Here is a 12,685-nt window from a genome sequence, read left to right on the forward strand (position 1 = left end):
AAGAATGAACAAACCCAACAAAGTTCTGGTCCTCGGCTCTGGCGCCCTCAAAATTGGCGAAGCCGGCGAGTTCGATTATTCTGGTTCGCAGGCGCTAAAGGCGCTGAAGGAAGAAGGCATCCGCACCATCCTGATCAACCCGAATATTGCCACCGTGCAGACGTCGGACGACATTGCCGACGACGTGTACTTCCTGCCAGTGACGCCTTACTTCGTGGAGCGCGTTATTCAGAAGGAAAAGCCCGATGGCATCTTCGTTGCGTTTGGTGGTCAAACGGCGCTGAACTGCGCTGTGGCGCTGTACCGTGACGGTATATTCGAGAAGTACGGCGTGAAAGTGCTCGGTACGCCCGTGCAGTCCATCATCGACACGGAGGACCGCGACATCTTCAAGGCAAAGCTCGACCAGATCGGTGTGCTCACCGCCCGCAGCGAAGCCGTAAACTCGGTGGAAGATGCGCTGGCTGCTGGCAACCGGATTGGCTTTCCGCTGATTATCCGCTCTGCCTTCGCGCTCGGCGGCCTAGGTAGCGGCTTTGCCTACAACGAGGACGAGCTACGTGTGCTGGCCGCCAAAGCTTTCTCGACTTCCGATCAGATTCTGGTAGAAGAGTCGTTGAAGGGCTGGAAGGAAGTGGAGTACGAAGTGGTGCGCGATGCATTCGATAACTGCATCACGGTCTGCAACATGGAGAACTTCGACCCCATCGGTATCCATACTGGGGAGAGCATCGTGGTGGCGCCGTCGCAGACGTTGAGCAACCGTGAGTACCACAAGCTGCGCAGCATTGGCATTAAGACCATTCGTCACCTAGGTATCGTGGGCGAGTGCAACATTCAATACGCCCTCGACCCGCACTCGGAGGAGTACCGCGTAATTGAGGTAAATGCGCGTCTGTCGCGCTCCTCAGCGCTGGCTTCTAAGGCGACGGGTTACCCGCTGGCTTTTGTGGCCGCTAAGCTCAGCCTCGGCTACTCGCTGGCCGAGCTGAAGAACAGTGTAACCCAGACGACTTCGGCCTACTTTGAGCCGGCCCTGGACTACCTCGTGGTGAAGCTGCCGCGCTGGGACCTAGGTAAGTTCTCGGGCGTGCAACGGCAGATAGGCTCGGCCATGAAGAGCGTGGGCGAGGTAATGGCTATTGGTAAGTCGTTCGAGGAAGCTATCCAGAAAGGCTTGCGTATGCTGGACACTGGCAAGCGCGGCTTCGTGGGCAACGAGACGGAGCAACTCGATAACGACACCATCGACCAGCTGCTGAGTGAGCCGAACGAAGAGCGCATCTTTGCCATTAACCTAGCTTTTGAGGCTGGCTACGACATCGAGCGGGTGCATGAGTTGACGCGCATCGACCGGTGGTTCTTGCAGCGCCTCTACTCCATTTATGAGTTGAGCAACCAGCTAGGGGAGAAGCGCAACAACGGCGGCCTAGAAGCCCTCGATACTGAGACATTGCGAGAGGCTAAGAAAATGGGCTTCTCCGACCAACAGCTGGCTGTGAAGTTGCTCGGCCAGGGTGACGTAAAAGCCAACGAGCTAACCGTGCGCGCCCGCCGCAAGGCTCTGGGGGTGCTGCCCGTGGTAAAACAAATTGACACCCTAGCCGCTGAATTCCCGGCCCAGACTAACTATCTGTACACCACGTATCACGGCACCGAAAACGACCTAGAGCCCGAAACCGACAAGTCGGTGGTGGTGCTGGGCTCGGGCGTGTACCGTATTGGTTCGTCGGTAGAGTTCGACTGGTGCGGGGTAAATGCCGTGCAAACCGTAGCAGAAGAAGGGTACAAGTCCATCATTATTAACTATAACCCCGAAACCGTTTCGACGGATTACGACGTGAGCGACCGGCTCTATTTCGAGGAGCTGTCGTACGAGCGGGTAATGGACATTCTGGAGTTTGAGGACCCGACCGGCGTTATCCTCTCCACTGGCGGCCAGATTCCGAACAACCTCGCCACGCGCCTAGAGCAAGCAAACGTGCCCATCCTAGGTACCGCCGCCGCCCAGATCGACGAAGCTGAAAACCGCCACAAGTTCTCCAGCATCATGGACGAGCTAGGTATTGCGCAGCCGCGTTGGAACGAGCTAACCACGATGGAGGCCATCTACGACTTCGTGAAGCAAGTAGGCTTCCCGGTGCTGATCCGGCCGAGCTACGTGCTGTCGGGCGCGGCCATGAACGTGGTGTCGAATCCGCAGGAGCTAGAGGAATACCTGAAGCTGGCCGTCGCCGTTAGCGCCGAGTACCCGGTAGTGGTATCGGAGTTTATCCAGGAAGCCAAGGAAATCGAGCTGGATGCTGTAGCCGACAAGGGCGAAATTGTGTCGTACGCCATTTCCGAGCACGTGGAGTTTGCTGGCGTGCACTCCGGTGACGCTACTATGTACTACCCGCCGCAGCGCGTTTATGTGGGCACGGTGCGCAAGCTCAAGGTCATTGCCGAGAAGATTGCCAAGCGCTTCCAGATCAGCGGGCCGTTCAACATTCAGTTCCTGGAAAAAAACGGCGAAATCCGCGTTATCGAGTGTAACCTGCGCGCCTCGCGGAGCTTCCCGTTCGTATCCAAGGTGTCGGGCAACAACCTGATCAAGAAGGCCACAAAAGTGCTGCTTGGCCTGCACGTGGAGCGCGACGCGAGCGAGTTGGTGTACGACCTGCCCTTCGTAGGTGTGAAGGCCTCGCAGTTCTCCTTTACCCGCCTGCAAGGCGCCGACCCAGTGCTGCGCGTGGATATGACCTCTACCGGCGAAGTGGGCTGCCTAGGTGATACGGCCGAGGAAGCGCTACTCAAGTCGTTGCTGTCGGTGGGCTACCGCATCCCGAAGAAGTCGGTGCTGATTTCTAGCGGCCCCATCATCTCCAAGGTAGCCTTGCTCGGCGCCGCCCGGCTGCTGGTGCAGAACGATTACACCCTCTACGCCACCCATGGCACGCACCTTTTCTTCACCGAAAACGGTGTGCCTAGCACCCTGGTCTACTGGCCCGACGAACTCCAAGAGCCCAACGCCCTGACCTACCTGCGTGAGCGAAAAATCGACTTGGTCATCAACATCCCGAAAAACCTGACCAAGGGCGAGCTGGACAACGACTATAAAATCCGCCGTACCGCCGTCGACTTCAACATCCCGCTCATCACTAACGCCCGCCTGGCCAAAGCCTTTATCAAGGCCTTCTGCACGCTAAAGATGGAAGACCTGAGCATCAAGAGCTGGAAAGAATTCAAGGCGCAAGCGGTAAGTGTAGAAGCGTAGTAGAACGCTCGTTACCTGGAACATCTTAATAAGAACGTCATGTTGAGCGAAAGCTTGGCATGACGTTCTTTCTTTAGAACCTTCGTTTTATGGCTCTGTACCTTTCTAGCTTAGAACTTGTAGCACGTGTACACCTAGGTAAAGAGGTCGAACAATGGCTTTCATACTACCGTGAAGCAGACTATACAGTAATAAGATGGCTAATTATTTACAAAGATGAAAGCCAGTTCACAGTAGCCTATCATGAATCGTTCGATGAGGGCGACGAAGGTTTCCATGATGTATATGAGTTCTCCGCGCTGGACCCTGATGATGATACCACCCACTCGTTTGATTCAGTAGAAGAAGCTGTGGCTTTTGCTATTGAAAACTATGGCGCTGCTGCGGATAGGTTTGTCGCAGGCGGTATGATTCAGGAAGAATACGCCAAGTACGTGAGAGTTAGAAAGTAGTATTGATAGTAAAAATCAATAAGAGTGAAACTTAGAAACCTCAAATCCGTCGGTCGCAATGCAACACACTCTTACCTGAGTACGCTGAGTCATATTGGTGGAGAGTATACCGCTACTGTATTGTATAGGGAGGCTCTGAAAGCTGGAATGTCCAAGTTAGAGCTTGATGTCTTGAATGTCACTTTCAGTCACCTGTCACGAGTTGATGACATAAAAACTTCGCTACAAGAGCTCCAACAGAAATTTCTAGCGCTGCTAAGCAAGGAAAACATTCCGCCTGAAGCAGTAAAATCTTATAAGCTGCTGCTAGAGTTGAAGGGTAGTAGAGTGGATGTGGTCGATTTGCAGTGCAAGCCAGAAATAGTTGACCTGAACGACAAATTATATGAATGTGCTATCGTGAGTGAGAAATACCCAGAACCAGTATAATTATGTTCTTCTTTTCTGCGAGATAGATTTTCGCGTTACACCACACATGAAAAAATTCACCTCCTTCGCCGACGTTCCTGACTACAAAGTTCTGCTGAGCAAGGCGCTAGAAATCAAAGCTAATCCTTACGGCTACCAGCACCTAGGCAAGAATAAGACCGTTGGATTAATCTTCTTCAATCCTAGCTTGCGCACGCGCCTAAGCTCCATCAAGGCGGCTTACAACCTAGGTGCACAAGCTTGGGTGCTCAACGCTGGTGCCGACTCTTGGACCTTAGAAATGAACGACGGCGCCGTAATGAACGGCTCGACGCAGGAGCACATCAAGGAAGCCATTGCCGTGATGAGTCAGTACTGCGACGTGCTAGGAGTGCGCACCTTTCCCGGTCTGAAGGATCGGGATGAAGACTACAACGAGGTGACGTTCAACAAGATTCTGAAGTACGCCACGGTACCGGTAATAAGCCTGGAAAGCGCTACGCTGCACCCCTTGCAGTCGTTCGCCGACCTAATTACGGTGGCCGAAACCAAGCAGACTGAGCGCGTGAAAGTGGTGCTAACCTGGGCGCCGCACGTGCGCGCCCTACCCCAATGCGTACCCAACTCCTTCGCCGATTGGTTCTCGGAAGTTGATTGGGTGGACTTCGTTATCACGCATCCCGAAGGCTACGAGCTAGCCGAGCAATTCACCAAAGGTGCCCGCATCGAGTACGACCAGAAGAAAGCCCTGGAAGGCGCTGATTACGTGTACGCCAAGAACTGGAGCAGCTACCGCGACTACGGCCAAGTAATCAGCCAAGACCCGAGTTGGATGGTAGATGCGCAGCATATGTCGTTGACCAACAATGGTAAATTCATCCACTGCTTGCCCGTGCGCCGCAACGTAGAAGTGGGTGATGCTGTGCTGGATTCACCTAACTCACTGGTGATACAAGAAGCCGGCAACCGGGTCTTCTCCATGCAGACAGTGCTGCACGAGATGCTGAAGTAAAAGCTAGGTTTTCTGACAAACAAAAAGGCGCTTGAACCTAGGTTCGAGCGCCTTTTTGTTTGTTGACTGATTACTACAGCGGATCAGCCGTCACCTTAAAGCGAGAATCTGAACGAATCGTGATGTCTTTGCTGATGAGCTTGGCAACGCTTGCTTTTGTGGTGAGCGTGTAGCTGCTGGCTTTGATGTATTTATCGAGCTTGGCCCCGGTGGGCTTCAAGGTGATGGTCTGCACACCTTTGGGAATGTCGCTCAAGGAAGCTAGCAGGATCTGGTCGTTCGAGCTTGTGCTGATGTAGATTTCGATGCTGCTTAGGAAGTCGAAGTTCTCCGTGTTCGGGTCCGCAATGGTGAGCGTGAGCTTGTTGAGACTCACATCTTTTACCAAGTCGGCGCTGGTGTTATTATTCGCGAACTTTTGGCTCGACTGCGTTGGTACCGCTACGGGCGAAAGCATGTTGAGGCCAAGAGGGGAGCTAGCTGCTACTTTGATGTTTTCGGTATCCTCGATGTAAAAGGTGAGCAGTTGATCAATCTTCTTGCAACCCACTGCCAGCAGCAAGGCGACAACAGAAGTGAGTAACAGTATTTTTTTCATATAGGTGGATTTTAGAGATGTACGAAGCTCGTCAACCAAATAGTTTGCCGAGTTGTCGGACTACTCTAAAATCCATCCTGTTGTACTGCAAGGAGGCAGGCTGACCTTAATCCATCATATCAGCCGAGCGGGGCGGGTCTGGTACGAAGCCGGGATTCCAACTCATTGCATATCGCTCATCGAGGTAGGGCAAGGCCGCCTCAGTGAGGTAGAGCGGCTTGAACGTATCGACCATCACCGCTAACTCGTGCGTCTCCTTTTTGCCGAGGCTAGCTTCCACCGTGCCGGGGTGCGGGCCATGCGGAATGCCGCTCGGGTGCACTGTGAACGAAGCTAGGTCCACGCCGCGCCGCGACATGAAGTTGCCGGCCACGTAATACAGCACTTCGTCTGAATCCACATTGGAGTGGTTGTACGGCGCCGGAATACTCAGCGGGTGATAGTCAAACAGCCGTGGCACGAAGGAGCAAATGACGAAGTTGTGTCCTTCAAACGTCTGGTGCACGGGCGGTGGCTGGTGCAGGCGGCCAGTAATTGGCTCGAAATCATGGATGCTGAACGCATACGGGTAGAAGTAGCCGTCCCAGCCAACTACGTCGAAAGGTGAGTGACCGTAGGTGAGCTGGTGCAGGTAGCCTTCCTTCTTGACCTGAAGCAAGTACTCGCCCGAAGCTTGCTCATCATCAGTCACCAACTCATGCGGCGGGCGCAAATCCCGCTCGCAATACGGCGAGTGCTCCAGCAACTGCCCAAAGTGGTTGCGGTAGCGCCGGCACGTTTCCACTGGGCTGAAGGACTCAATAATGAGCAGCCGCACTGGCCCTTCCTCAAAGTGTAGCTGGTGAATAATGGTGCGCGGAATCACAATATAGTCGCCCGGCTCGAAGCTGACTTTACCTAGCTGGCTCCATAGCTCGCCGCGTCCTTCGTGCACGAAAATCACTTCATCGGCCAAGGCGTTCTTATAGTAATACGTCATCTGCTTTTCCGATGGGTTACAGATGCTCATGGTCACGTCAGCATTGGCGAGTAACGTCTGACGCGCTTGGAGGTAATCGCCGCCAGTAGTGGTTTGCGCTAGGGTGCGCAGATGGCTAGGTTGCAGGGGCCGGTCGCGCAGAAGCTTGGGGCCGTACGGAATCGGTTGACCTACAGCCTTGATCTGGGTAGGCGGGTGCCGATGGTAGAGCAGAGACGATACCCCGTGGAAACCTAGGGTGCCCACGAGTTGCTCCGAGTATAAGGAGCCGTCAGGTTGTCGGAATTGGGTGTGTCGCTTGCGCGGAATCTGGCCGAGGCGGTGATAGTACGACATAGGGGGTGGGTAGTGAGGGTGGGTGTATGTAAAGATTTGCTTCTCAGACGAATGTTCCTAGCACCAGCATTCGTAACTACTCGCTTATTTGATGACCACTTGCGCCTAACAGCCGTACCTTTGATTGTCGCTTAGAATTCCCCTAGTGGAACGGGCCTGTTGGCGATATCGGGTGCAGACGGTCGCCCTGATTGAGACAGGCGAAACCAAACCCAGCGCTCATGCAAACATCCTCTTGGTTTTTACGCCAGGCCCCTCGTTGGGCAATGGCTAGCTTGTGCCTTGCTGGCAGCCTCCTAGGCCCAACGGCGCAGGCTCAACGTCAGACTACTCCGCCTGCAACTCGCGCTTTCACGTTTGAATATACGGCTACTGTGCACGACGTACCGGCCGGCGCGAAAGAGGCAAACCTGTGGTTGCCGGTACCCCACTCCGATAAATCACAGGATATTAAGGACCTGAAAATTACCTCTCCATACCCGTATGAGGTAGTAAAAGGAGAGTATGGTAATCAGATTCTGCATCTCAAAGTGGACAATCCACCGCAAGCGCCGATTGCCGTAACGATGCGTTTCGCCGCCGTGCGCCGTGAGCATAAGAACCCCATGCTCACCGCCAAGAAAAATCAAAAGCTAGCTTCCGAGGAGCAAGACCCCAACATGCAACGGTGGCTAGCCGCCGACCGCCTCGTGCCGCTCGATGCGAAAGTGAAGCAATGGGCCACCGAAGTCGTAACGAAAGCCAACGCCAAAACCGACCTAGAAAAAGCGCAAGCTATCTACAACCACGTCGTCTCGACGGTGAAGTACGACAAAACCGGCCAAGGCTGGGGCCGCGGCGACATCTACTACGCCTGCGACGCTCGCCGTGGTAATTGCACCGATTTCCACGCCATCTTCATTGGCTACTGCCGGAGCCTAGGTATTCCGGCTCGGTTCAGCATCGGCTTTCCCCTGCCTCCTGAGCGCGGCGCAGGCGAAATCAAAGGATATCACTGCTGGGCCGAGTTCTACACGAAAGAAACTGGTTGGGTGCCCATCGATGCGTCGGAAGCGGCCAAGAACCCCGACAAGCGCACCTACTTCTTCGGTGCCCACGATGAGAACCGGGTCGAGTTTACCCGCGGCCGTGACTTAGTGCTAACCCCAGCTCAGAAAGGAGAACCGCTAAACTACTTCATCTACCCGTACGCCGAAGTCGACGGGCAGCCGTTCACAAACGTTGACAAGAAGTTTACTTACAAAGATGCTGATAAGCAGGCTGTAGGATTGCGCTAGAAATAGCCTAGCCAAACATAAGAGCTAGCTTTAACGAAGAAGCGCCTGACGACGCGTCGTCAGGCGCTTCTTCGTTTTATTGATTCTACGGTACCTTCTACTTCTGCCCAAGAGCTAGTAGACTATTGGTATTCGATAGAGCATTTAGGGCCTGCTGCATCTCTTTGTCTTGATCGTTCAGCACGGTGTAGTAAGCCGCTTTTCCATAGACGCTGCGGGCAATGTAGGCCTTGAGTTGAGTCCGCAGGAGCGGGGAGGCGCGGCGCATACCAGCAGCATCGAGCTTAACTCCATCTTTTTCTGCGCGAGTACTTAGCGCTTGAAGTTGAAGGTCAGAAATGCGAAAAGTGGCGTTGAACTGCTCAAAGCGTAAGCCTTCTAGCTCTGCTTTGTGACTTTGGTAGAAGTTCAGCGCAAACTCCCGTACCAAGTTGTGGCTATGCAAGCGCGTAAAATAAGCCGAGTAAGCTGATGTATCGCGAGCCACGAAGAGGTCGGGCATAATGCCGCCGCCACCGTATACCGTACGGCCATGGTCAGTGCGGAAGCGGAGGGAATCGGCAAAGTGGATGCTGTCGGCGTGGAAAAACTCACCGCGGTGCTGACGGTTACTTAGCTCGTGCTCGTAGGCCTCGTAGCCGCCCTTGTAAGATTTCTGGATGCAGCGTCCCGAAGGCGTGTAATAACGCGCGATAGTCAGGCGAAGCTCCGAGCCATCGTGCAAGGTAATCGGCTGTTGTACCAAGCCTTTACCAAACGTACGTCGACCAACCACCAGTGCCCGATCATGGTCTTGTAGCGCACCCGCAATTACTTCGGAAGCGGAGGCACTGCCTTCGTCGACCATCACGACGAGCGGTCCTTCTTCAAACTCGCCAGCTACCCGCGAGAATGTTTGGGTGTCGTATTGGTCGCCTTTGCCGTCGGTGTAGACAATCTTGCGGGTTCCACCAATAAATTCATCGGCGATTTTGGTTGCCCGATCAAGATACCCCCCTGGGTTACCGCGTAGGTCGAGCACCAACCGGTTCATGCCTTGGCGCCGAAGATCACCGAGGGCGCTCTTGAACTCGTCGTACGTGCCAGTAGCAAAGCGGCTGATCTTCAGATAACCTGTCTGGTTATCGACCATATAGGCCACGTCTACTGAGTTGTTCGGGATTCGGTTACGCGTTACGGATAGGTTCAACGGCTTACTTTGCCCGCGCCGATGTACCATGAACTGTACATTGCTCCCGCGTGGCCCGCGCATCTTGTTGGCCATCTGTTCAATGGTGAGCTGCACACCTGATACCCGTTCGCCATTCAGACGTAGAATTTGATCACCGGGCTGTAGCCCTGCCTGCTCACCCGGCCCGCCGCTCAGCGGTGCTACCACCGTCACGGTATCATGAAACAGGTTGAACTCTACGCCCACCCCATCGAAGTCACTCTGCAGGAAAGCCGAAGCTTGCTGCTGCTGCTTGGCGGGAATAAAAGTGGAATGCGGGTCGAGGCGCTCTAACATCCGGCTGATGGCGTAGTCGGAAAGGGCTTCAGCGTCAACTGTATCCACGTAGTCGCGGTCGACGTAGCTCAGAATCTCCTTGAATTTTAAGTACCCACGTGCTGTGCCATCGGGGTTCTGATCAGAAGGCCGAAAGGGATTTGCTCCCAACAAGACACCACAAGCCAAAGCAAGCGCCAGAAGCAACGGCTGTCGAATCTGCGCCCGCGAATTTTGAACCGGAGTTTGCGGTTCAACAGTTGGTGGCGTAGACGGAGCAGTTGGGTCGACTTTCATAAGCTCGGAGAGGGTAACAGTCAGAGCAGCAGGAGACTCTTACTAGTAGGAGAGTAGATCAAATATATTAAAACTTTTCCAAGAGAAAGGGGTTATGAATAAGGCGGTCGTTAATTTCATGTTAAAGTGAAATATATTATCTAATAAGACCAAATATATCGGCTTTTAAGAGAAATAATCCTAGCTATGAACTGGTTTAAACAACTAAAGTAATGCTCATGGAATAGGATTTAAGCAATGATAAACTTTATAGGTGTTCCTAGCTAAATTGTAACTAAGTAGTTGTAACAGCTATATGGCTGATAAAATCGCGCGTCCGCTTTCAACCTAGGTCCCGTATCTTTGTGTTGTGGTAAGTACGTCTACCAAACGAGCTTACAAATTCTTCTAGTATTCTTTGTCGCATAAAGTAATGGGCCGCATTCTCGCCATCGATTACGGCAACAAACGCGTAGGGCTAGCCATTACTGATCCGCTACAGCTCATCGCCACGCCGCTCGAAACTATTCATAGTCAAGATGTATTCACGTATGTGAAGGCGTATCATCAGCGTGAGCCGTTGGAGGCCATTGTGGTGGGAATGCCCCGGACGCTGCTCAACGAACCTACGGACGTAACTAGCGCCGTCGTGGGTTTGGTGCGGCGCTTGCGGCGTGAGCTGCCCGATGTGCCACTGCACGAGATAGATGAGCGCTATACGTCGCGCATGGCGCACCAAGCAATGTTGGCGGGCGGCCTTTCTAAGAAAGACCGTCGCGACAAAGCCACGGTAGACCGCGTAAGTGCCACCCTGATTCTGCAATCTTTTCTTAATTCCCGATGATTTACCCTATTGTTGCTTTCGGCGACCCGGTACTGAAGACGCCCGCCAAAGCAGTTCCCGCCGATTTTCCTGCCGATGAACTGCAACAGCTTGTCGCTGATATGTTTGCCACCATGTACTCGGCACACGGCGTAGGCCTAGCTGCTCCACAGATTGCAAAAAGTCTGCGTTTGTTCGTCATCGATTCGGGTCCGATGGTAGATGATGAAGACGAAGAAACCGGCGAAAAAGTAGTGCTAGCTCCTTCAGCCGCACCCGTAAAGCGTGCTTTTATTAACCCCGAAATTGTGGAGGAGATTGGCGAGGAGTGGGGCTTTGAAGAAGGCTGCTTGAGCATTCCGGGCGTACGCGAAATGGTGTACCGCCCCGAAACCATCGTGCTACGCTACGAAGACGAGAACCGCGTGCAACATGAGGAGACCTTTTCCGGAATGACGGCCCGCGTAATTCAGCATGAGTATGACCACCTAGATGGTATTCTGTTCACGGATCATCTGTCCGGCTTCAAGAAGCAACTAATCAAAGGCAAGCTCAGCCGTATCAGCAAAGGCGACGTGAATGCCGACTATCGGATGAAGTTTCCGGTGCCAGCAGGACGGCGGTAGGTACTACTCCTAGATTCTTTATCAGCGCGTCTGTTTTGCCGAACCCGGCAAGACAGACGCGTTTTTGTTGTATAGTTCTTGCACTGAGACGCACAGCGCATTGACCTAAGCTAGGTCAGCGGCTAACCTATCTATTCTTATCGTGCTCAGGCGTTGAAAAAGCTATTTCTATCATTACTGTTAACGCTCCTCTTGCTTGTGCCTCGCCAGCCGCAGGCTTGGGGCTTTTTCAGCCATCGATTGATTAACCGCTTGGCTGTATTCACGTTGCCGCCCGAAATGATTGGGTTTTACAAGGCCAACATTAGCTACTTAACGGATAACGCTACACGCCCCGATCAGCGGCGCAGTGTAGTGCCTGGCGAGGCGGCGCGGCATTTCATTGATGCGGATGTGTATGGCCCTAACGCGCTGTCGCAGTTGCCTCGCAGCTATGCAGATGCTATAGCGGAGTATGGCGAAGACTCGTTGCTGCGCCATGGCATCGTGCCGTGGCAAGTGGCGCGCATGAAGTATCAGCTCACCGAGGCGTTTCGGGTGCACGACACTGACCGGATTCTGCACCTGTCTGCTGACCTAGGGCACTACGTGGCGGATGCCTGCGTGCCGCTGCACACCACCCGCAACTACAACGGCCAACTCAGTGGTCAGCGCGGCATTCATGGGCTCTGGGAAAGCCGACTACCCGAACTGCTGAGTGCCAACTATGATTTTTTTACCGGTTCAGCGCCTTACCTCGATAACCCGACAAAAACGATCTGGCAGGCGGTAGCGCGGGCACATGCTGCTGTCGATTCGGTGTTGTGCTTTGAGGAGGAGCTGACCGCTAGCTTACCTGAAGACCGTAAGTTTGGCTTTGAAGAGCGTGGCAATCAGACTGTACGCACCTACAGCCGCGACTTCAGTCGGGCATACCACGAGCGCCTGCATGGCCAGGTAGAGCGGCAGATGCGCCGGGCCGTGCAGCTAGTGGGTGCCATCTGGTACACCTGCTGGGTAGATGCGGGGCAACCGGACCTAGGTGCTATGCCGAAAACTCTATCGGAAGAAGAAAAGCAACGGTTGATGGCCGAAGAAAAAGAGTTGCAGAATGCACCGCATACAGCCAGTGCTGGACACGATGAGTAACTGTTGTCAAAGACCGTCATTTCGACTA

General features: G+C 53.8%; 11 protein-coding genes. 8 read left to right on the forward strand and 3 right to left on the reverse strand.

Annotated features, from left to right (window positions below):
• Window positions 1–4 precede the first annotated feature (4 nt).
• The 4 genes from carB to SD425_RS01405 all read left to right on the forward strand — a co-directional run bounded on the left by carB (window position 5) and on the right by SD425_RS01405 (window position 5,128).
• On the forward strand, window positions 5–3,256 hold the full coding sequence (carB, locus tag SD425_RS01390) for a carbamoyl-phosphate synthase (glutamine-hydrolyzing) large subunit (protein WP_324674639.1): 3,252 nt from the start codon (window positions 5–7) through the stop codon (window positions 3,254–3,256).
• Between the two features lie 89 nt (window positions 3,257–3,345).
• A complete protein-coding gene (locus SD425_RS01395; RefSeq protein WP_324674641.1) occupies window positions 3,346–3,708 on the forward strand; it encodes a hypothetical protein in 363 nt (120 codons plus the stop codon).
• 147 nt (window positions 3,709–3,855) lie between these two features.
• On the forward strand, window positions 3,856–4,137 hold the full coding sequence (locus SD425_RS01400) for a hypothetical protein (protein WP_324674643.1): 282 nt from the start codon (window positions 3,856–3,858) through the stop codon (window positions 4,135–4,137).
• Between the two features lie 46 nt (window positions 4,138–4,183).
• Entirely contained in the window at window positions 4,184–5,128 is a 945-nt protein-coding gene (locus SD425_RS01405) for an N-acetylornithine carbamoyltransferase (protein WP_324674645.1), read from the forward strand.
• 73 nt (window positions 5,129–5,201) lie between these two features.
• Here the strand turns inward: SD425_RS01405 and SD425_RS01410 are convergent, their stop codons facing one another.
• Both SD425_RS01410 and SD425_RS01415 read right to left on the reverse strand, forming a co-directional pair.
• Window positions 5,202–5,726: a hypothetical protein gene (locus tag SD425_RS01410; RefSeq protein WP_324674647.1), complete on the reverse strand. Its 525-nt coding sequence runs from the start codon at window positions 5,724–5,726 to the stop codon at window positions 5,202–5,204.
• Window positions 5,727–5,832: 106 nt separating this feature from the next.
• Window positions 5,833–7,041, reverse strand: coding sequence for a homogentisate 1,2-dioxygenase (locus SD425_RS01415; RefSeq protein ID WP_324674649.1), 1,209 nt, complete (start codon window positions 7,039–7,041; stop codon window positions 5,833–5,835).
• Between the two features lie 221 nt (window positions 7,042–7,262).
• Between SD425_RS01415 and SD425_RS01420 the strand changes: the two genes are divergently transcribed.
• Entirely contained in the window at window positions 7,263–8,318 is a 1,056-nt protein-coding gene (locus SD425_RS01420; RefSeq protein ID WP_324674651.1) for a transglutaminase domain-containing protein, read from the forward strand.
• A gap of 97 nt (window positions 8,319–8,415) precedes the next feature.
• On the opposite strand, the gene SD425_RS01425 is transcribed toward SD425_RS01420, so the two are convergent.
• Window positions 8,416–10,101 (reverse strand): S41 family peptidase, encoded by a 1,686-nt coding sequence (locus tag SD425_RS01425; protein WP_324674653.1) that lies wholly within the window; start codon window positions 10,099–10,101, stop codon window positions 8,416–8,418.
• 412 nt (window positions 10,102–10,513) lie between these two features.
• Between SD425_RS01425 and ruvX the strand changes: the two genes are divergently transcribed.
• The 3 genes from ruvX (at window position 10,514) to SD425_RS01440 (ending at window position 12,657) form a co-directional block, all read left to right on the forward strand.
• A complete protein-coding gene (gene ruvX / locus SD425_RS01430; RefSeq protein ID WP_324679485.1) occupies window positions 10,514–10,924 on the forward strand; it encodes a Holliday junction resolvase RuvX in 411 nt (136 codons plus the stop codon).
• Window positions 10,921–11,529: a peptide deformylase gene (def, locus tag SD425_RS01435; protein WP_324674655.1), complete on the forward strand. Its 609-nt coding sequence runs from the start codon at window positions 10,921–10,923 to the stop codon at window positions 11,527–11,529. The genes ruvX and def overlap by 4 nt, the downstream gene beginning before the upstream one ends.
• Before the next feature lie 198 nt (window positions 11,530–11,727).
• Entirely contained in the window at window positions 11,728–12,657 is a 930-nt protein-coding gene (locus tag SD425_RS01440; protein ID WP_416381034.1) for a zinc dependent phospholipase C family protein, read from the forward strand.
• Window positions 12,658–12,685: the final 28 nt, after the last annotated feature.

This window comes from Hymenobacter sp. GOD-10R (assembly GCF_035609205.1).
In the GTDB taxonomy this organism is placed as follows: domain Bacteria; phylum Bacteroidota; class Bacteroidia; order Cytophagales; family Hymenobacteraceae; genus Hymenobacter.